Origin of the sequence: Blautia sp. MB18-30 (assembly GCF_023669475.1) — a bacterium.
Taxonomy (GTDB): Bacteria; Bacillota; Clostridia; order Lachnospirales; family Lachnospiraceae; genus Blautia_A; species Blautia_A fusiformis.
Window position 1 is genome coordinate 14,905 of sequence record NZ_JAMOYY010000004.1, and the last position, 21,415, is coordinate 36,319.

The 21,415-nt window shown below is 45.7% G+C and carries 17 protein-coding genes, 1 tRNA gene and 1 pseudogene; 6 read left to right on the forward strand and 13 right to left on the reverse strand.

Annotated elements, in window-relative coordinates:
- Nucleotides 1–189: 189 nt before the first annotated feature.
- A pseudogene (locus tag NCY57_RS02585) lies at nucleotides 190–378 on the reverse strand (family 1 glycosylhydrolase); the annotation flags it as partial.
- Nucleotides 379–541: 163 nt separating this feature from the next.
- On the opposite strand from NCY57_RS02585, the gene NCY57_RS02590 reads away from it, so the two are divergent.
- A complete protein-coding gene (locus tag NCY57_RS02590; protein ID WP_021650953.1) occupies nucleotides 542–1,237 on the forward strand; it encodes an anaerobic ribonucleoside-triphosphate reductase activating protein in 696 nt (231 codons plus the stop codon).
- A 55-nt stretch (nucleotides 1,238–1,292) separates the two neighbouring features.
- Here NCY57_RS02590 and NCY57_RS02595 read toward each other — a convergent pair whose 3' ends face one another.
- The 6 genes from NCY57_RS02595 to NCY57_RS02620 form a co-directional block, all read right to left on the reverse strand.
- Nucleotides 1,293–2,405, reverse strand: a complete 1,113-nt coding sequence (locus NCY57_RS02595) for a DUF6128 domain-containing protein (protein WP_250789451.1) — start codon at nucleotides 2,403–2,405, stop codon at nucleotides 1,293–1,295.
- A 135-nt stretch (nucleotides 2,406–2,540) separates the two neighbouring features.
- Nucleotides 2,541–2,614: transfer RNA gene (locus NCY57_RS02600), tRNA-Pro, on the reverse strand.
- Nucleotides 2,615–2,823: 209 nt separating this feature from the next.
- Nucleotides 2,824–5,973, reverse strand: a complete 3,150-nt coding sequence (locus NCY57_RS02605; RefSeq protein ID WP_250789452.1) for an Ig-like domain-containing protein — start codon at nucleotides 5,971–5,973, stop codon at nucleotides 2,824–2,826.
- Nucleotides 5,974–6,159: 186 nt separating this feature from the next.
- On the reverse strand, nucleotides 6,160–6,330 hold the full coding sequence (locus NCY57_RS02610; protein WP_250789453.1) for a hypothetical protein: 171 nt from the start codon (nucleotides 6,328–6,330) through the stop codon (nucleotides 6,160–6,162).
- A gap of 404 nt (nucleotides 6,331–6,734) precedes the next feature.
- Nucleotides 6,735–7,175 (reverse strand): DUF1284 domain-containing protein, encoded by a 441-nt coding sequence (locus NCY57_RS02615; protein ID WP_178818107.1) that lies wholly within the window; start codon nucleotides 7,173–7,175, stop codon nucleotides 6,735–6,737.
- Entirely contained in the window at nucleotides 7,165–7,716 is a 552-nt protein-coding gene (locus NCY57_RS02620; RefSeq protein ID WP_118607955.1) for a biotin transporter BioY, read from the reverse strand. Before NCY57_RS02620 ends, NCY57_RS02615 begins: the two co-directional genes overlap by 11 nt.
- Before the next feature lie 278 nt (nucleotides 7,717–7,994).
- On the opposite strand from NCY57_RS02620, the gene pduB reads away from it, so the two are divergent.
- The gene (pduB, locus tag NCY57_RS02625) at nucleotides 7,995–8,717 is read left to right on the forward strand and encodes a microcompartment protein PduB (protein ID WP_015525654.1); all 723 of its coding nucleotides are present in this window, start codon (nucleotides 7,995–7,997) and stop codon (nucleotides 8,715–8,717) included.
- A 155-nt stretch (nucleotides 8,718–8,872) separates the two neighbouring features.
- On the opposite strand, the gene NCY57_RS02630 is transcribed toward pduB, so the two are convergent.
- The 4 genes from NCY57_RS02630 to NCY57_RS02645 form a co-directional block, all read right to left on the reverse strand.
- Complete coding sequence (locus NCY57_RS02630; RefSeq protein WP_250789454.1) at nucleotides 8,873–10,261, reverse strand: PcsB-like coiled-coil domain-containing protein; 1,389 nt, start codon at nucleotides 10,259–10,261, stop codon at nucleotides 8,873–8,875.
- Nucleotides 10,262–10,526: 265 nt separating this feature from the next.
- Nucleotides 10,527–10,823, reverse strand: coding sequence for a septation regulator SpoVG (gene spoVG / locus NCY57_RS02635; RefSeq protein WP_015525652.1), 297 nt, complete (start codon nucleotides 10,821–10,823; stop codon nucleotides 10,527–10,529).
- A gap of 57 nt (nucleotides 10,824–10,880) precedes the next feature.
- Nucleotides 10,881–12,002: a glucose-1-phosphate adenylyltransferase subunit GlgD gene (gene glgD, locus NCY57_RS02640; protein WP_021652857.1), complete on the reverse strand. Its 1,122-nt coding sequence runs from the start codon at nucleotides 12,000–12,002 to the stop codon at nucleotides 10,881–10,883.
- Nucleotides 11,999–13,276: a glucose-1-phosphate adenylyltransferase gene (locus NCY57_RS02645; protein ID WP_059086196.1), complete on the reverse strand. Its 1,278-nt coding sequence runs from the start codon at nucleotides 13,274–13,276 to the stop codon at nucleotides 11,999–12,001. The genes glgD and NCY57_RS02645 overlap by 4 nt, the downstream gene beginning before the upstream one ends.
- Before the next feature lie 313 nt (nucleotides 13,277–13,589).
- Between NCY57_RS02645 and murC the strand changes: the two genes are divergently transcribed.
- The 4 genes from murC to NCY57_RS02665 all read left to right on the forward strand — a co-directional run bounded on the left by murC (nucleotide 13,590) and on the right by NCY57_RS02665 (nucleotide 18,592).
- Complete coding sequence (murC, locus tag NCY57_RS02650) at nucleotides 13,590–14,969, forward strand: UDP-N-acetylmuramate--L-alanine ligase (RefSeq protein WP_015525649.1); 1,380 nt, start codon at nucleotides 13,590–13,592, stop codon at nucleotides 14,967–14,969.
- Between the two features lie 330 nt (nucleotides 14,970–15,299).
- Entirely contained in the window at nucleotides 15,300–16,397 is a 1,098-nt protein-coding gene (locus tag NCY57_RS02655; RefSeq protein ID WP_015525648.1) for a DnaD domain protein, read from the forward strand.
- 22 nt (nucleotides 16,398–16,419) lie between these two features.
- Nucleotides 16,420–17,406: an ATP-binding protein gene (locus NCY57_RS02660; protein ID WP_092072239.1), complete on the forward strand. Its 987-nt coding sequence runs from the start codon at nucleotides 16,420–16,422 to the stop codon at nucleotides 17,404–17,406.
- 1 nt (nucleotide 17,407) lies between these two features.
- Nucleotides 17,408–18,592, forward strand: a complete 1,185-nt coding sequence (locus tag NCY57_RS02665; protein WP_015525646.1) for a ribose-phosphate pyrophosphokinase — start codon at nucleotides 17,408–17,410, stop codon at nucleotides 18,590–18,592.
- Between the two features lie 167 nt (nucleotides 18,593–18,759).
- On the opposite strand, the gene NCY57_RS02670 is transcribed toward NCY57_RS02665, so the two are convergent.
- Together NCY57_RS02670 and NCY57_RS02675 are read right to left on the reverse strand one after the other, a co-directional pair.
- Nucleotides 18,760–20,307, reverse strand: a complete 1,548-nt coding sequence (locus NCY57_RS02670) for an ATP-binding protein (RefSeq protein WP_250789455.1) — start codon at nucleotides 20,305–20,307, stop codon at nucleotides 18,760–18,762.
- 27 nt (nucleotides 20,308–20,334) lie between these two features.
- Nucleotides 20,335–21,396 carry a metallophosphoesterase family protein gene (locus tag NCY57_RS02675; protein ID WP_250789456.1) on the reverse strand — a complete coding sequence of 354 codons (1,062 nt, stop codon included), beginning with the start codon at nucleotides 21,394–21,396 and terminating at the stop codon, nucleotides 20,335–20,337.
- Nucleotides 21,397–21,415: the final 19 nt, after the last annotated feature.

The window sequence follows — 21,415 nt, forward strand, 5'->3', positions numbered from 1 at the left end:
ATGTCAATCTGCTGCAAAACAGATATTTGCACACAGCCAAAAACGCCACAGAAATTTCCACACTAATTTCTGCAGCGTTTTCTTATTGTATAACAGAAAAACGCAGACAACGGAAGCTCTCGCGAACTCCATTGTCTGCGTCAATGAATGCATTATATCTGCTTTTTTCCGGAAAGTCAAGCAGCCAGATTATTTGTGAAGTGACTCACCATTGGTAGCGATCACATCTTTATACCAATAGAAGGATTTTTTCTTATAACGGTTCCGTGTACCTGTTCCATCGTCGTTGCGGTCCACGTAGATGTAGCCGTAGCGTTTTTTCAGCTCTGCTGTAGATGCGCTGACAAGGTCAATGCAGCCCCAGGAGGTGTACCCCATAAATTATATGTTTTTTTCTTCCATGAGCAAGTCACCATCTCTGCTTACTGCTTTTCGCAGCTCCGCAGGAAACTTACTTGATTCGGTTAAAAAGGCTTGCAGCTTTTTTCGGGGGAGAGTATGCTTGTAGTATCATAAATAAGAGAAACAAGGGGATTTTCCTATGAAAATATGTGGATTTAACAAAACAACCCTGCTGGATTATCCGGGAAGGGTAGCCTGTACCATATTCTTAGGCGGTTGCAACTTCCGCTGCCCATTCTGCCAGAATGGAGCTCTTGTCGTGGAGCCTGACACCCAGCCTGAATATTCCCAGGAGGAAATCCTGGCTTTTCTAAAAAAAAGAAAGGGGATTCTCGATGGCGTCTGTATTTCCGGCGGTGAACCCACACTTGCACCGGAGCTGCCGGAATTTCTCAGCAGGATCAGGGAGCTGGGCTATGATGTGAAGCTCGATACCAACGGTTCCCGTCCCTCCGTGGTAAAAAATCTCGCAGCAGCTGACCTGATCAACAAGGTTGCCATGGATATCAAGGCCTGTCCTTCCAACTATCATGTGCTTACCGGTGTACATGCTGATCTGGATGGGATCCGGGAAACTGCCGGATGGCTGCTGGACGGACACCTTGATTATGAATTTCGTACAACAGTTGTGAGGGAACTTCATTCCGAAAAAGATTTTCAGGAGATCAGCCGATGGTTAAGCGGTGCAAAAGCTTATTATCTCCAGGCTTACCGGGATTCCGACGGAGTTCTGATACCGGGATTCTCTGCCTGCTCCGAGGAAGAAATGAAAAACTACCGGGATATCCTGTCTCAGACGATCCCGGTAGTAGAAATTCGTGGTATGGAGCTGTGATCTGCGGATTTGCAAAACTGTTTGCTTATCTGCATGGATGCCGAAATTTTTCTGATCAGATGTTAATAAAACAGTACCAGTATCCTCCCTTTCCGCCTGGGATATGAATATCCGGACATTCCTTAAAGTAGGGAAAGCCAAACATATTGGCCATAAACCGTTCCTGCTGGCTGTATCCACCGGGTACCCCCAGTATGTACTGTCCCCGGGGATTTCTGCACAGCAGAAGATGGCCGAAATTCTGATATCCGTACATGACAAAACGGTTGCTGCAGAAGCAGCCGTTTTTTCTGCATAAGGCACTGCAGTCCGATGGTCTGATCTTGCGGCAGTCTGTGAAATAGCCGTCGTTAAAGGGATCATCACAGGGTATTCCCGGAAGTGGACGAGATGGCTCCGGTCGCGATGGTTTCGGCGGATGCGGTGACGGCTGGCCTGGCCGTGGTGGTTCCGGCGGATGCGGTGACGGCTGGCCTGGTCGTGGTGGTTCCGGCGGATGCGGTGATGACTGGCCTGGTCGCAGTGGCTCCGGCGGATGCGGACTGGGAGCCTGATATGAATTTCCGGTTTCCGATGTCTTTAATACATCCTCCTGAATCTCCTCCACCGTCATGATCCTGTCTGACTCCTTCTGATTTTCCTGCACTTCTGGCAAGGTTCCATCTTTTTGATTTTCTTCTTCCTTTTCTTCCCGCTCTCTGCCTGTTTTCTCCGCCGCCTTCTGATATTCCGTTCCTGTTTTCTCCGTTTCCTTCCGAGATTCCGTTTCTTTTTTCTTCCACTCGCGGAAATTCTCCGGCCGGATCGGCTGATCATCCCATTCCGTTCCCCAGAATCCGCCGGCATCGGAGATCAGAAGCAGTCCTCCAAGCTCCTGAAGACTTTTTCCCATGCCTCCAATATCCCCTGTATCCGTCTCCAGTGCGCACTCGATCCGTTCCCGCCCGGTAACACAGCTTCCGATCAAAATACCATCCATCAGCCCTTCCTGCCGCACAAACCCATACACTCTGCACCGACTTCCAGGCTCCAGTCCAACGCAGCGCAGATGAACCTCCACCCGGCATTTTCTATCCCTGGCCTCCACCCTCACATAACCGCTGCTGCCATCTTTTTTTCCTTTCCGATACTCGTACACATACGCAACAAAACGCTGATATCCAGCCAACGCACGTCCCTCCGGTATTTCGGTTTCGTTAATATATATGAAGATCGAGAGAAATCATTCCATCAACTGAAAAAAGCTCCAGGATGTACAAACATAAAAAAGAACCCCTCAACCAAGGGATTCTCAAGCTGTTAGTCGAAGCGACAGGATTTGAACCTGCGACCTCTGCGTCCCGAACGCAGCGCTCTACCAAACTGAGCCACGCTTCGTTATTCTGTTTCAGTTGTTTGTGTGTTGCTCAACTGCAAGAGCTATTATATTAGAGTTTCTGTACTTTGTCAATAGAAAAAATTAAAATTTTTCAAAAAAATCGAATTTTTTCTTTTTTCCTGCTTCGGGCATGCATTTTCGCAGACCCGAAGCAGTTTTGGGAAAGGTTCTTTATAACATATCAAGTATATTCAAGTGAAATATATGCTTATTTCACTGTAACTGTTACCTTTTTTGTGATTCCGTTGCTGCTTACATAGATAACAGCTTTTCCTTTTTTCACACCTTTAACAACACCTTTGCTGCTTACAGTAGCAACTTTTGTATTGCTGCTTCTGTAGGTGATCTTTGCCTTTGAAGTAGCAACTGCCTTGATGGCTGTTGTTTTCTTTGCTTTTACACTTACAGCTGTTTTGGATGTGATCTTCAGGCTACCTTTTTTTACTGTGATCCTGCAGGTTGCTTTGTAGCTTCCGCATTTTACTGTAATTGTAGCTGTTCCTGCTTTTTTTGCTGTTACTTTTCCGCCTGCGCTTACCACTGCAACGGATTTATTACTGCTTGTATAAGTAACTTTTCCGCTAACGCCTGTTTTTTTCACTTTGATCTGGCTTGTTCCACCCACAAATACAGTCTTCGCTGAAGCCGAAGCTTTTACAGACGGCTTCTTAACTGTGATCTTGCAGGTTGCTTTATAATTTCCGCATTTCGCTGTGATCACAGCTGTACCTGCCGCCTTTGCAGTTACCTTTCCATTTGCGGCTACAGCTACAACAGATGGTTTACTGCTTGTATAGGTTACTTTTCCGGTAACACCTGCGGTCGTTGCTTTCAGCGTCACTGTAGCTGGAGATCCTTTTACATAAAGCGTCTTCGCTGATGCATTCAGTTTTACAGATGGCGTTTTTACAGTAAGCTTGTACTGTGCAGTTTTTCCTGCTGCAGATGTTGCTGTGATCACGGCTGTTCCTGCTGCTTTCGCAGTTACTTTTCCGTTCTCGTCCACAGATGCAACCGTTTCATTATCGGAAGCGTATGTTACATCCTTGCAATTCTCGCCTGTTGCTTCAAGCTGTCTGGAGCTTCCGATATAAAGAACTCCTGAATTTTCTTTAAAAGCAATCGTTCCATACACCAGCTGAACAGAAACATCTGCATGACCATCACTGGAAACTCTTACTGTATAGGTTTCATTTTCCGGTCTCGCTACAGTGGAATCCAGAGCAACCACTCCATCTGTAGTTACTGCATCCTGTACAAGATATGTTGTCTCTGAAGCATGTCCGACACCTGTTGTATAGAAAACAGATACCTTCGGATTTTTGTATTTATCAAGATTTGCAAGCTTAACATGGGTGCTGTCCGTAAATTCCGGAGAAACAGCCATCTCTTCTGTTGCCTGCGGTTTAACATAAATACCATCTGCAAATTCATATACATACGCGCCGTCTGCCATAATGTACGTGATCTTGTTTACGGTTTTTCCCTCAAGACCTGTATCTTTTGCAAAGGCAACCTTATACACCTTCAGCCACATCTCGTTCATATGACGCATGCCATATTTTCCGCCGTCTGTTGTTTCCAGGATCATTCCCTGAATCCCGGAGTTAACTGCAAAATCGGAATCACTCTTTGTATTGCGGAGATATTTTGTGCTGGTTTCTTTTACATCAATCTCATAATCTCCCCAGCGAGAAGATGTTTTGAGTGTTGCCTCCGCATCTGTCACAGTTGCTTTTACATTAAATTTTGTAGCACTGTATGTTCCATCTGTATTCAGTGTTTTATACTGCCCAGACTCTACCGTCGGAGTACGTCCCAGGGTGATCCCTGCTGCTTCTGTATATACTCCGCTTTCCGGAAGTTCTCCCGCTTCTGAAAGGATCTGCGCCTCTACATACGTTTTTGCATCTGTAGCTACATTAACCTTTTTTACTCCTGCGATCTCATAGCCATTTTCTGTCAGATTCTGAACATCTGCATTTCCGAAAGCAGTGCTTTTTCTGGTTGTGGCAGATGTAACGGAATCATATTTGCGGCTCGTTGCATCTCCTGCATAAAATTCCTCGTATGACAGAGATGCCGTACCGTAAAGTGTTCCTGTCAGTGCCTGATGTCCATTTGCCACCTTATAATAAATATCTGTTCCCGGAATCTGTGTATATCCATCCACCGCTCCCTTTACCCAGTAATAGGAAACATTGGAAACCGTGATCGGCTGACCTGTCAGTGTGATATTTTTTTTCATATCCACATAATTATCGCTAGAGATCATAACCGTATAGATCTCATCCCCGGCCCTGGATACACTGCTGTCAAAGGTTACCACCCCGTTCTCTGCCACTGCATGATCTACAACATATGTTGTCTTTTTACCATGACCACTTCCTGTTGTGTAGTATACGGAAACCTTAGGATTTTCATATTTGTCAAGGCCATCTACTTTAACCTGAGTTGTATTTTCTTTTACAAAAGCCGCCTGTACCTTCATTCCTGCTTCAGGCTGTTTTTTCACAAGAGGAGCTTTGTCTCCGAACTCATATACATAGGAACCGTCCGGAGTAATATAAGTCACCTTTGATATTTTTTCCCCGATAAGCCCGGATCCTGCTGAAAACGCAAGTTCGTAGGGCTGTACCCAGATTTCATAGGTATGACGAAGTCCTACCTTCTTACCACTGGCAGTTTCAAGGATCACTCCCAGTGTATTTCCGCCTACAGCAAAATCACCCTGTCTGGAATTGCGAAGATATTTTGTGCCGGCTTCTTTTACCACCAGCATGTAATCACCCCAGATCGACGGTGCCTGGATCTGGGCGGATGCATCTGTGACCGTTGCTTTTACATCGAATTTTGTTGCACTGTATGTTCCGTCTGTATTCAGAGTTTTATACTGTCCTGTTTCCTGTGACGGCGCTTCATTCAGCGTAATATCTGCTGCCTCTGTATAGACACCCTCTCTCGGAAGCTTGGAAGCAGCTTTCAGCGCCTGTGCATCTACATAGGTTTCCGCGTCCACTGCAACACTTACATTCTTCACACCCTGGATCTGATATCCGGAAGAGGTCACCTCTGTGCTGTCCTCATTAGCAAAAATCTGATTTTTACTCGTTGTTGCCGAAGTGATAGCGTCATAGCTCTCCTGAGTGGTATCCCCGGCATAAAATTCCGAATAACTTAAAGTTGTCGTTCCGTACAGTTTTCCGTTCAGAGCTGTCTGCCCGTCTGCTACTTTTGCATAAACGCCTGTTGTTCCTATCTGTGTATATCCCTCTGCCGGCTGCATGGACCAGAGATATTTCACTCCTGCAACAGTGATCTCAGAAGCATCCTGAAGAACCTCGCCTGCTTCTGCCATAAATGCTTCTCCATCACCGAATGCCTCTTCTGTATCCTCCTGGATCTGCGGTTCCTCTTCCTGTTGAATCTCTTCTGCTGAAATTTCTGCTACTTCTTCCTGAATAGCTTCTGCATCACTTTCTTCCGGCTCTTCCGACTGAATATCAGCTTCACCAACTTCCAGCTGGTCCTGGGAAACCGACTCCTAATCCTCGTTCTCTCCTTCTTCCTGTGCTGTCTCTCCTTGTGTTTCTTCTGACACGTCACTAAAAACTTCCGCCTCAGACGCCATTGCCGTTACCGGCACTCCTGACGCGATCACCGCTGAACTCAGAACGAGTGCAGCTGACTTCTTAAAAAGCTTCCACTTATGCATACCTGTCCTCCTCTTTGTCTTTTATATTACACGACTTTATACCAGATCATGACCTTACAGCTGCTCTGGTTAATTGAAATTTCTTCTGCAGGATATTCAACATATGTCAGTTTCTGCAGAAGTGCTCTGTCAAGCACGCTTTAGTTTGTCTAAACTAACATGTCGTCATTTTATCAATGCTTAAATTATTTGTCTATACATATCTGGCAAAAAAGCCTCGCGGTTATTGTTGTTTTTTTCTCAACTAAAAATTGTTTTCAAAATATTTATATTATTATCTAATATTTCAAACAAAAAAAGTATATATTCCAAGACATCATTTCAGGAAATGCAACAGCCATTGCCATTTCCTCCGGCATTCTCAGATCATATACTTTTTTATATTTCTATATTTTTGCTTTCTTTTATGCCCAGCGGCTCTTCTGTTCTTCGCAGATACTGTTCCACTGGCAGTTTCCACAGATTTCCTTACGTTTATCTGCCGCAAGGATTTTTTCCTGGACTTTTTTTGTAAATTCACTGAAGTGCAATGTCTGTCCGGCCTTCAGTCCACATTTTTCCAGCACGGCATTGTCATACTCTGCCACTTTATCTCCGGCTTCACAATGTCCGCCCAGATTATTCGGACAGGCAGAGCAGATCTCATCCGTATCCACATGAAGCCTTATTTTCTTTCCCTCCAGAAAAATCTTCAGCATCTCGGCCATATGTGCAGTAAAACCGTTACTGTAGCCTTCCCCCTTAAAATACGCCAGGCACATACCATGATGAGGGCGCAGAGGAATGACTATTTCCTCTGTGCCCTCATCAGAAGCATATGCCGCAGCACTGCTTTTATCTTGCATATTTACGTACCTTTCCTGATAAAACATAAGCCAGTGCGATCTTGATAAGATCCGGAATGATAAACGGGAACACACACCAGCCAAGAACTGCCATAAGACCTACCGGACCTGTGCTTCTTGTGTAAGCAAACATAAACCATGCGGTTCCAAAGGCATAGCATACGATCAGTCCAACGACCATGGAAATGATCTGAACAACCGGCTTTCTGCCAAAAACGTGCTCAATTGCCCACATAACAAGTGCGGAAAAGATAAATCCAATGATATATCCACCTGCATTTCCGAGAAGAGCTCCAATGCCTCCGGAAAATCCTGCAAAAACCGGAACTCCTACTGCTCCAAGAAGAACGTAAACCAGAACTGCCAGAGTTCCTCTTTTTCCTCCAAGCACACCAACTGCCATAAATACTCCGAATGTCTGCAGAGTAAACGGTACCTGTGCCGGAATGGAAATCCATGAGCAAACTGCCATCACTACTGCAAAAACTGCAATGTAAACAAGATCATACGTCTTGCTTCTGCCTGCTGCCACTGTTGTCATAATAATCTGTATCCTCTCTTTCCTTTTCTGCTTTTCCTGTCGGAAGATCATTCCTGTCCTTTATAAATGATATCCGCTCTTTCGCTGTTAACAATTTAACACAGCAGGATTTTAATGTCAACTTAATTTTATTTTTTAAGTTTACATTTTGCAATGCCGTTTACAACTATGTAAACCTGCCATTTACAAATGATATTGTCAATTTTCACTTTCAAATTCCCCTCTCTGATGCTATACTGAAACCAATGAGTTTTCAGCAAAAAGGGGGATTTTTCCACATGGATATACACGATATTCATAACATCAGCACCAACTGCACACGGACTGAATTTGTAGGGACCGCAGTCCTTGACACAATCGGACTCGTGATCTCCGGAGTTGATGATTCTCTGCTTAAAAAGATGAACGTAGGTACCCAATACCACTGTCTGGGGCTTTTCAGTTCCCGAACAGGCGCTGCCGGTCAGATCACAGCTATTGACGATGCAGTAAAAGCCACAAATACAGAAGTCCTTTCCATTGAACTTCCAAGAGACACCAAGGGCTGGGGCGGTCATGGAAACTATATCGTCCTTGGCGGAAATGATGTATCCGACGTGCGTCACGCCATTTCTCTGGCTCTGGAACTGACTAACAAATATGCAGGTGAGGTCTACATCAGCGAATCCGGCCACTTGGAGTTTGCTTTTTCCGCAAGTGCAGGTCCTGCTATCCATAAAGCCTTCGGCACACCTCTGGGTGAAGCATTTGGTTTCATGGCAGGTTCTCCGGCTGCTATCGGTCTTGTGATGGCAGATAATGCCGTGAAATCCGCAGCAGTATCCATTACACAATATATGACTCCGAATATCGGTACCAGTCATTCCAATGAAGTGATCATCGCCATCTCCGGTGATGCCAGTGCTGTAAAAGCTGCTGTACTGGAAGGCCGTCAGACAGGCCTTGAGCTTCTCATCGGTATGGGAACCTATCCGGAGATCCCGGGTACGCCGTATCTGTAAAATCTCCGGATTGCAGGAAATTTGTGAATTTCCACACACTACACTTCACGAAACACATATCTGCGTCATGCATACAAAAGCAGCGCTGCAGGGATCAGCATACGATCCTGCAGCGCTGTGTTTCTCTTAAATATTCTCCTATGGATTTTTCCGGATCAGCCCACCTGATATACATCTGCAGACTGAAGTCCGAAGCTTAATGCCTCAGAATGGCTTCCACAATAGATATCCACATGTCCGTAAGGAGTTCCCAGATCCTCTACCGTATAAACAGTGCCGTTGATCAGAAGCTTGGTCCCAAACGGAACACCTGCCATAGCAACGGTACGTCCTGCTGTCGGAACTGTTCCGCTGGCTGTAAGATTGCCGGCTGTACCGCAGCACTGTGCACAGTTGCAGTATGCGGTCAGTGTAAAGTTTCCAAGATATGTTCCCTGACTGAAAGAACCGGAATCGGACGTATCCGCAGAGGCATCTTCCGTCTCCTCGGAAGCTGTCTCATCATTGGAAACCTCCTCAGAAACCTCCTCCTGGGAGCTGTCCTCGGAAACATCTTCGGAACTTCCGGACTGTACATCATCCGCTTCCTCTTCCTCCTCTACAACAATGTCTGTACTTGTAGAGCTACTGGAAGACTCGGTTGTATCCTCCTCCGGATCATAGCCATAATCATCGTCAGAATCAGCCTCTTCACTGTCCTCGTTATCCTGATCGGCTTCTTCCTGGGCTGCCGCTTCTGCTGCCTGTCTCTCAGCCTCTGCTGCCGCTTCAGCCTTAGCTTTCTCTTCTGCAGCCTTCTCCGCCTCTGCCTGCTGTACCAGAGCGGTAATACTGCTGTCTGCATTACTGATATCTGCCATCAGCTGCTGAGCCTCTTCCTGGCTGGCGCTGATCTGGTTTACATAAGAGTTAATATCATCGCTTGTGCTGGAAGCCATGGACTGCACTTCCTGCTGTTTAGCTGCACGCTCCGTCATCAGATCATCGATCTCTGCGGACTCCGTCTCAACCTTTTTCTCATTCTCCTGGATATTCTTCTGAAGACTCACATATTTATCCAGCATGTCTCTGTCGTATGTAGAAATCTGTATCGCATTCTCCGCGCGATTGAGGAATTCTGCAAGGCTTTCGGAAGAAAGCAGTGTCTCCAGTGCGGAAGTTCCGGCATTTTCATACATATATGCGATTCGAAGCTTCATGGATTCATACTGATCTGCAGAAGCTTTCTTTGCTTTTTTCAGTTCTTTTTTTACTTTATTTAATTCATCTTCCTTCTCAGCAGCCTGGATACTAAGCTCAGAAATGCTGTTGGTAAGATCCTCATACTGTGCGTTTAAATCAGCCAGATAGCTCTCCAGCTCCTGCTTCTTGCTCTCCAGTGTGCCGATGCTGCTCTGTACCTGCGCAAGACCCTCCTCAGCGGCCTGTTTCTCCGCCTGTGCCTCTGCGATCGCAGCGTCTGTACCTGATGCATATACGGTGCTTCCCATGGAAAGGGTCAGCATACCTGTAAGCAGTAATGTGAAAACTTTTCTATTCTTCATATAAACACCTTTCGTCCTTTCATGGATTCTAGTATAACACATTTTTCATAAAAAGCAATAATTTTATTTTATTTCTGTAACAAATACGTAATAATTTAAATTTTTATGAACTGAAAAGCGTTTTTTTGTTTTCCGGAGCATAAAAAAACTGCCCTCTCACAGATTTATCTGTAAAACGGCAGTTTTTATTCTATGCTGTTTCAATCCAAAGATCATCAGCTACGAGAATACTTCTCTGATGTAATCCCCCCTGAAGCTACTTCTCTTACTCCGCAGCCTCCATAAGAACCTCATTCTCAGCTTCCTCAGCCATTACTTCCTGATACTTGTCCAGGATGATCGTCTGGATCTGCTCTCTTGTTGCTGAATTGATCGGATGTGCGATGTCACGATATTCACCGTCGCTTGCCTTACGGCTTGGCATTGCGATGAACAGCCCCTTCTCACCTTCGATCACCTTGATGTCATGTACCACAAACTCATCATCTATTGTGACAGACACAACGGCCTTCATTTTCCCTTCTTTTGCTACCTTCCTCACACGTACATCTGTAATATTCATTGCTACTTGCCCCTTTCATTTCGCTAACCGTATCTGCGGAAAACTGATCTTCCGCATTTATAATACGTAGCGTTCGTTTTTCTCTACGACGATCTTCACTTCTCCTTCTTCGCCGCAGTAATATGAATTCGCCCGGATGGTATCCCGGCTCTCAACAATGCAATTCTCAATATGCGTATTATCTCCAAGATATACGTCATTAAGGATCACAGAGTTTTTGATCACACAGTTATTTCCTACAAATACATCACGGAACAGAACAGAATTCTCCACAGTTCCGTTGATGATACATCCGCTGGACACCAGACTGTTCTTCACAGTTGCACCCGGATTGTACTTAGCAGGAGGTACATCTGCGATCTTGGTTTTGATCGCCGGCTCCTGTTTGAAGAAATAGTTCCGGATCTCCGGTTTCAGGAAATCCATATTTGTCTGATAATAAGCCTCTGCAGTAGAGATATTATTCCAGTAGTTATCAATCTTATATCCGTAAATCCTCTTCAGATTTTTGTAACGGATAAGAATATCATTTACAAAATCATGCCTTCCTTCCTGGGCAGCACGCTCGATCAGTTCGATCAGCTGCCTTCTTCGGATGACATAGATACCAGTAGATACCGTATTATAGGAGGAAACGATCGGTTTCTCCTCAAATTCCTCGATCCGACAGTCCTCATTCATGCGAAGAACACCAAATCTCTCAACCTGGCTCTGATCCTTGCATGTAGTACATACAACGGTAACATCTGCCCGCTTTGCGATATGATACTCCAGGACTTTATTGTAATCCAGCTTGTAGATTCCATCGCCGGAAGCGATCACCGCATAGGGTTCATGACTGTTCTTTAAAAAGCTCAGGTTCTGATAGATCGCATCTGCAGTACCCTGATACCATAAGCTGTTATCTCTGGTAATGGTTGGAGTAAAGACATAAAGTCCTCCCTGTTTTCTTCCGAAATCCCACCATTTGGATGAACTTAAATGCTCATTAAGGGAACGGGCATTATACTGTGTCAGCACAGCAACTTTCTGGATATGTGAATTTGCCATGTTGCTGAGGGCAAAGTCGATCGCGCGGTAACTTCCTGCAATAGGCATTGCCGCGATTGCTCTTTTGTTTGATAATTCTCTCATGCGGTTATTATTACCGCCTGCCAAAATAATACCTATCGCTCTCATTCTTTCCCACCGTCCTTTGCTGCAATTACCTGGCCGGCTGCCAGTTCTCCGTCAGGGTAGTCTTCTTTTGTTGTAACACCGGCGATAGCGGTATTCTTACCGATTTTGACACTGTCCGGAATCACGCTGTTTTCGCCGATAGCCACAAGTCCAAAGGAATATACAGCCGGTTTCAGAACATTCGGTGCCTCCTCGCCGCATCCGATCACAACATTATTTCCGATGACAACATCTTCTGCCACGATGGCTTTATCCATAACAACGTTCTCACCAACTGCTGTATTCTTCATGATAATAGAATCACGGATCACACTGCCCTTACCGATGATAACATTCGGACCGATCACTGAATTATGTACTTCACCATAGATTTCTGTTCCCTCACCGATGATACACTTGTCCACAACTGCATCTGCGGAAATATACTGTGGCGGGATCACATCTCCCTTGGTGTAGATCCTCCAGAATTCCTCATAAAGATTAAACTCCGGAATGATATCGATCAGCTCCATATTTGCTTCCCAGTAAGAACCAAGAGTTCCTACATCTTTCCAGTAGCCGTTGTACTCATAAGCAAAAAGGCGCTGCCCCTTCTCTTTACAGTACGGAAGGATATGTTTACCGAAGTCACAGCCATTCTGATCCTTCAGGGCGATCAGTGCTTCCTTCAGAACCGGCCATGAGAAAATATAGATACCCATGGATGCAAGATTGCTGCTTGGATGCTCCGGCTTCTCCTCAAACTCAGTAATACGGCTGCTCTCATCAGTAACCATAATACCAAAACGGCTGGCTTCCTCAATGGGAACCGGCATACACGCGATCGTAATATCTGCCTTGTTCGCCTTGTGGAAATCCAGCATCACTTCGTAATCCATCTTATAGATATGGTCACCGGAAAGGATCAGTACATAATCCGGGTTATACTGCTCCATATAAGCCAGATTCTGATAGATCGCATTGGCAGTTCCTGTGTACCATTCACTGCTTGTGCTCTTCTCATACGGAGGAAGGACTGTGACACCGCCTTCATTGCGGTCAAGATCCCACGGAATACCGATACCGATATGTGTATTCAGGCGGAGAGGCTGGTACTGTGTCAGCACACCCACCGTGTCAATTCCCGAGTTAATACAATTGCTCAGTGGAAAATCGATGATACGATATTTACCACCAAAAGCGACTGCCGGCTTTGCAACCTTTTCTGTCAAAACTCCTAACCTGCTGCCTTGCCCACCGGCCAAGAGCATGGCAATCATCTCTTTCTTAATCATGCGATCACCTCTTGTATGTTATGATTATTCCATTATAGCATACTTCACTGTATTAGTGAACATTTTTTACAATTATTTTAGCTGTATTTTACTTTTTTTATCGCTATTGTATATTATAAATTGGTAAGACTCATCATTTTTTTCATTTCTCTGGTAATTTTCAACATTTTTCGATGTTATTTTCTGGTTACTTTTATATTCCGGAAAAAACCGCTTTTTTAGCCAAAAGAACCACTTTTCAATTGTTTCTGTTGGCGTTATAATAAAACAGACAAAAGAGCTACGAAAATAACATATATATAAGGAGATTATTATGTATCAGATAGACTTTCATAAACCGCTCCATATTCATTTCATCGGGATCGGAGGCATCAGCATGAGCGGCCTTGCCGAGATCCTTCTGGAAGAAAATTTCCGGATTTCCGGTTCCGATGCCAAATCCAGCCCGCTGACCCGCACACTGGAAGAACGTGGCGCTGTGATCTATTACGGACAGCGCGCTTCCAACATCAAGGATGATGTAGATGTGGTTGTCTATACAGCAGCGATCCACCCGGACAACCCGGAATTTGCCTGTGCGAAAGAAAAAGGGCTTCCAATGCTCACCCGCGCAGAGCTTCTGGGACAGATCATGCGGAACTACGATACACCGATCGCAATTTCCGGAACCCACGGAAAAACCACTACTACTTCCATGGTTTCCCATATCCTTCTTGAGGGTGACTGTGATCCTACCATCAGTGTTGGCGGAATCCTTCCTGCTATCCACGGAAACATCCGCGTTGGAAATTCTGAGACCTTTATCACAGAGGCATGCGAATACACCAACAGCTTTTTAAGCTTCTTCCCTAAGATCAGTGTGATCCTGAACATGGATGCCGATCATCTGGATTTCTTCAAGGACATCGATGACATCCGCCATTCCTTCCGGAAATTTGCAGAGCTTCTCCCTGCTGACGGCACTCTGATCATCAACGCCGACACACCGGAGTATGAGACGATCACCCGGGAGCTTCCATGCAATGTTCTTACCTATGGTCTGGAGCACGATGCCGATTACACCGCAGCAGACATTACCTGGGATAAATACGGACATCCTTCCTTCTCCGTTCTCTTCCGTGGCAAAAAGATCGGCAGCTATTATCTGCGTGTACCGGGTATCCACAACGTATCCAATGCACTGGCCGCCATTGCCGTAGGACGCCTTCTGGACCTTCCGAATGATGTGATCGTCAAAGGTCTCGGAAGCTTTACCGGTACAGACCGTCGTTTCCAGTATAAAGGTGAGATCGGCGGTATTACCATCATTGATGATTACGCACATCATCCAACCGAGATCGAGGCAACCCTTCATGCTGCAAAGAATTATCCGCATCAGAAGGTATGGTGTGTATTCCAGCCTCATACCTACACACGTACCAAAGCTCTTCTTCCGGAATTTGCAAAAGCGCTGACTCTGGCCGATCATGTTGTACTGGCTGATATTTATGCCGCACGTGAAACAGACAATCTTGGTATTTCTTCCCAGGATCTCCAGAAACAGATCCAGGAACTTGGAACCCCCTGCGAATATTTCCCGACTTTTGATGAGATCGAGAGCTTCCTCTTAAAAAGTTGTGCACATGGTGATTTGTTGATAACTATGGGCGCCGGAGACGTTGTAAATATTGGAGAACACCTTCTCGGAAAATAATTATCCACATTATCCACATGCTTATGCACATTTCAGACGTGCCTGGCATGTGGATTTTTTTGTGTATAACCTACTTGACATAATTCAACAGCCAAATTCAACAAATACCGCATTTTTCTTACAAAATTAAGGTTTTTGTTAGTTGCTGATAATGTTATCCTCAAAGTTTTCCACACTATCCACATTTTCCACATGGAAATTAGTGCACAACTTCTGTGAAAATAGACTATTCTCAAGTAAAAGCGGTTGTGCTATAATCCTTTTTAGCATGGCGGACTTTGGGATATCACCTGAAATATCTGCTGTATTTTAGAAAGGGAGCTGCTGATCATGAGCCTGATTTCACTTCAGAATTCCTCTGAACTGGAGGTAACGATTCTTTCCAATCGCTTTATTGACAATTTCATGCCTCGTGCCAACGGGGAGTTCGTAAAGGTATATATCTACCTTCTCCGGATGGTATCTGCCGCTCCTTCTTCTTTCAGCCTGGAGCATATGGCAGACAGCCTTTTCTGCACGGAAAGAGATATTTCCCGTGCGCTGAAATACTGGGAAGGTGAGAAACTGATCGCATTAACCTATACTGCAGATCAGAAGCTTTCCGGGATCACTTTGCTGGAACCCTTTGCGGATACCGGTCATAGAGAGAGCAGCGCTTCCGTGGATACTTTCACCGGTTCCGGCAATTCTGCTTCCGTTTCCGGGAACACGGATCCGGGAGTCCCAAGCTCCGCTGATTACATTCTCAGTCTCACTCCTGACCGGATCAGAGAACTTAAGCAAAACGAAGAGATCAGTCAGCTTCTCTATATCACAGAGCAGTATCTGACCAAAACACTGACGCCTACAGAAATGCAGAAGATCCTTTTTTTCTATGATGAACTCCATATGTCTGCGGATCTCATCGAATATCTGGTGGAATACTGTGTTTCCAGAGGCCGCAAGAGTATGCGTTATATTGAAACTGTTGCACTCGCCTGGGCAAAAGACGGCATCACCACCGTCGAGATGGCCCGGGATGCCAGCTCCCGTTTTTCCAAGGATTATTACACGATCCTGAAGGCTATGGGGATCAGCGGCCGCAATCCTGTTGATAACGAGATCACTTACATTGATACCTGGCGCAAGACCTACGGTTTTGATCTGGAGCTGATCCAGGAAGCCTGTAGCCGTACTGTCCTTTCCACCGGACAGCCCAGTTTCCAATATGCAGATAAGATCCTCTCCGGCTGGAAAAAGAAAAACGTACATACGCTGGAGGATATCCGGCTTCTGGATGCCGCACACAAAAAACGCCAGCTTGAGAAATCCGTTTCCAGGAAGAAGCAGCCCCAGACTCAGCCTCAGAATAGCAACCGCTTCAATAATTTCCACCAGCGTGATTATGATTTTGCGGAATATGAGAAACGTCTTTTAAATAATCAGTAACAGAACCTGGAAGGAGCGCTTTATGCCTTTACAGAATTTTCAATATGATACTATAATGAGAGAATACAGCCGCCGGCAGGCACAGAACCACCGTATTCTGGAGGAGCACACAGCCGAAGCCTACGGAAAGATCCCCCGTCTGAAAGAGATTGATGACGAGGTGGCAACTTTAAGTGCTGACAAAGTCCGTCGCCTTTTAAACGGCGAAGAAAAGGGAACTTCGGATCTGAAGGCAGCCATCCAGGAGCTTTCCGATGAACGGATCACCCTTCTTGTTGCAAACGGCTTTCCCGGAGACTATCTGGAGATGCCTTACACCTGCCCTGACTGTCAGGATACCGGCTATATCGGCAGCCGAAAATGCACCTGTTTTAAAAAAGCTGAGATCGAACTGCTTTATGCACAGTCCAATCTGAATGAAATTCTCGAAAAAGAGAATTTTGACAGCTTTTCATTTGACTATTATTCTGCTACAATAAAAAACGAAGCCACGGGACTGTCTGCCCTGGAAACAGCCAGACGGGCCTATGACACTGCACAGCGCTTTGTGCAGAACTTCGACCATAAATTTGAAAACCTGTTTTTATATGGTGATACCGGTGTGGGAAAAACCTTTCTTTCACACTGCATCGCCCGAGAGCTTCTCAGATCCACCCACTGTGTCCTGTACTTTTCCGCCTACGATCTTTTTGATATGATGGCTACGAATTCTTTTTCCCGAAAAGATACCGGCACAGACGAGGAACTGATCTATGACTGTGATCTTCTGATCATTGATGACCTGGGAACGGAGCTTACCAACAGTTTCGTATCTTCACAGCTTTTTCTCTGTCTCAATGAGCGGATCATGCGCAGGAAATCCACGATCATTTCCACGAATCTGACGCTCAAAAATTTCTCGGATACCTATTCCGAGAGAACATTTTCCCGAATTGCCAGCAACTATCAGATGATATCGTTGATCGGGAAAGACATCCGTATACAGAAAATATTTTTAGGAGGAAATTAAAATGGCACAGGTAAATACAAAAGATTTTTCCACACTCCCGGTAGGAAGACTTGGACTGATTCCCCTTCAGAGCTGCAGCTCATTAGGCGCGAAGGTGAATGACTGGCTGGTCAAATGGCGTGCCGAAAGACAGTATCCTGGAATGGACTCCTTTGCATTCGAGGGATACAAGCGCGATTCTTACATTATTGACGCCAAGACTCCACGTTTCGGCTCCGGTGAGGGTAAATGCACCATCAACGAATCTGTCCGCGGTGATGATATCTACGTAATGGTAGATGTAACAAATTACAGCTTATCCTATCCGATCGGACCTTACACGAATCTTATGTCCCCGGATGATCATTTCCAGGATATGAAGCGTGTTATCGCCGCTGTAGGCGGAAAAGCCCGCAGAGTCAACGTGATCATGCCATATCTCTATGAGAGTCGCCAGGACAAACGTGTCGGAAGAGAGTCTCTTGACTGTGCCAATGCACTTCATGAGCTGATCGATATGGGTGTTGAGAATATCATCACCTTTGATGCACATGATTCCCGTGTACAGAATGCGACTCCTCTTCATGGTTTTGAGACTGTACAGCCATCCTACCAGTTCATCAAGGCTCTTCTTAATAATGAAAAGGGACTTCATATCGACAAGGATCATTTCATGACGATCAGCCCGGACGAAGGAAGCATGAACCGTGCGATCTATCTCGCCAATGTCCTCGGTGTTGATATGGGTATGTACTATAAACGTCTGGATTACTCAAGATATGTAAACGGCCGTCATCCGATCGCAGCATATGAATTCCTCGGACCAAAGATCGAGGGCAAGGATATGATCCTGATCGATGATATGATCTCCTCCGGTGATACGATCATTAAGATTGCGTCTCTCCTGAAAGAGAAAGGAGCAGGCAGAGTTTACATCTGCTCTACCTTCGGATTCTTTACCGATGGTCTTGATAAATTTGACGATGCTTACAAGAAGGGCTACTTCGACAAGCTCCTTACTACTAACCTGGTTTATCAGTCACCGGAGCTTCTTGAGAAGCCATACTACATCAGCTGCGATATGAGTAAATATATTGCTCTGATCATTGATACGCTGAACCATGATACCTCTGTCAGCCACCTTCTGAATCCGGTAGACAGAATCAAACGCTGCGTAACAAATTACATGAGCCAGCATGAGAAATAAATAAATAAATCATAACGCACGCAAAGCGGCTGCACCTTCTGAGAACGATATAACAGTCTCTCAGAAAGCGCAGCCGCTTTATATTTCTGTAACAGACGGATATCCATGATCCGCATCTGCTGTCTGCTTTGCTTTTGATCTTTATGCTGAAATCTTCCTGCAAAAGCTCACATAGGAAGCTTCTGATAGGGAATCCTCTCTTTATCCAGGATCTCCATTTCTCTTTTATGGCAGGTACTTATGATCACCTGTCTGTTTTCTTTATGCAGCCACCTGAGAGCCGCTGCAAGACGTTCTTCATCATACATGCCAAATACATCATCCAGGATCACAGGGAACGGTTCCTCTTTGCAGAAAAGCTCTCCTGCTGCCATACGAAGGGCAAAATAAATCTGCTCCAGTGTCCCGCGGCTCAGTCTCTCAATGGATACGATACGCTCCCCTGTGTTCACAGACATATGCAGTGCCTCATCCATCAGAACCTCGTGGTATCTGCCACCGGTGATCTCACTTAATATCTCAGATGTACGTTTTTTCAGACGGACCCCTACCTGATCCGTAATGTTTCCGGAAAGTGCCTCAATCGTCTCCATAGCCATATTCAGCGCCTGGATCTCCGTTTCCTCCGGAGTGATCACTTCTGTGTTTTCTTCACATTCCGTCAACTCTGCCTGCAGGTTCTCCAGCGCTGTATGCTTCTCTTCGTAGTCACTGTCCAGACTGTTCCGGTTCCAGGTCAGCTCCTCATGTCTGGAAAGCCAGCGCTCTCTCTGACGTTCTCTCTTATTCAGCTCCCTGCTGAGCCGTATGCGAAAAAACAATGCCGCTACAGAAATCGCCGCAGTTGCCACGCCTGCCAGAACGCTGAAAATGACCTGCCCGGAAAAAGCCGCCAGGCAGCTGGTACCGGCAATCCCACCAAGCAGCACAACTGCCAGAACTGCATCCGCCAGCTCCCGCCTTCTTTTTACACGATCGATCCGAAGCTCAAGAAGATCCTCAGTACTCCGTTCTCTGGTCCCTATGTTCATCCCGTCCTGCTGCTGCATGATCCGATCACGCTTCTCATCCAGTTCACGGATCTCTCTGCGGATATATTCCATGTTTGCGGAAATCTTTTCTTTTTCCTTTTCCAGCTCCTTTTTTCGCCGGGCCGCTTCTGTCAGATATCCTTTTCTGGACATTTTCAGCATCTGCATGGCTCGTCCCATGTCAATGGAACTGTCACCGGTTCCCTGATAGCTGGCCATGTAATTCTGCAGTTCACGTACGAGATCTTTTCCTGTAACGCTTTTCAGCTGTGCCACAGACACCGTATTATCATAAACTGCCTCACTTACATTTCCCAGAATAGTCCCAAGAGCTCCCTGTTCCGCATCCACAAGACTGCCATCATCTTCACAGAGAAGCTCTCCCAGCTTCTTTTCTTTATAAAAATTCCTGGTTAGACGATACTTCTTCCCCTTGCTTGTGAACCACATGATCCCACCATATTCTGCCGGATTTTCCCATGGTTCATATTTTGTATATGTATCGTTCAGAGCAGCCTTTCCCCGCAGTCTGCGAACGCCGTAAAACATGGAGCGGATAAATGTATGTGTGGTAGTTTTTCCACTCTCATTTTCACCGTAAAGTACGTTGATCCCAGGCGAAAGCTCCATATCCTTGTCCCGGATCTTCCCGAAATTTTTTATTTTTAAACGTCTGATAACCATCTTATGCTATCCTCCTGTGCTGCCCCTTTATCGCCGGCTGCCTGTCTCAAGCAATGCCTGAAGCCCATAATACAGCGCCTTTTTTTCCACGGTATCCATACCCTTTTTGGCCAGAAAATAGCCGATATAATCACCGATCAGAGTACCGCTGTAGCGTTTGTAGAGCTCACCAAGATCATACGCCGGCCAGGATTCATCCACAACATCGGTAACATTTCCGAGACTTTTCAGTTTCTCAGGGATCAGAAGAAGATCCGGCGAATGCATTCCCTGAAGAACGATCCTGTAGATATTCCTTCCTCCTCTGCGGAAAATCTGGGATTTTACCGCTTCTTCCAGAGATATCTGTGTAGTTTCCTCGTGAAGTGTCATTACCAGCTGCTGATAGGAACGACAGGCAAAGGGAACGAACTCTGTACGGATCCTTCCGTTAATCAGTCGTCCCTCCATATATCCATGTTCCCCTGTATCATTCCTGTCAATGGGCTCCAGAGCCCCGGAAAAGGCCGCTTGGTCACGGATCAGGATCTGCGGCTTGTGGATATGCCCTAACGCCACATAATCGAAGCCTGACGCCGCCAGAGCTGCTGCACTGAGAGGAATATGCTTCTCATCGCCGCCATGGGCCAGCAGAATATGGATTCCTTCTTTCTGGACAGGGACAGCCTGATCATAAAGTCCGTCTTTTATTTCCCGGTCATAGTAACTCAGTCCATATACATAGACATCAAGCCTTGGATCTTTAACGCAGGTCAGTTCCCTGCTCCTGAAAAATATAACATTGGAATTCCACTCAAACGTATTATAAAAAGAATCTCTGCTTATAAAATCATGATTTCCTGCCATCAGATACACTCTGGTATCCGGGATAGTGGAAAACAGATAATTTACTTCCTTAAGCTCTCTCATAAGAGGCTGGCGGTGGAACAGATCTCCGGATATAAATAGCAAATCCACCGGATCTTCGCGGATGCCCGCAATAACCCGGCGGAAAGTGCTCCAGATTTCTTCCTCCCGCTCTTTGCTCCACGGGCAGCCCCTGTCGGGAACCGCGCCCAGATGCACGTCTGCAAGATGAATAAATCTCATAATGTTCTCCCTTGTGTGT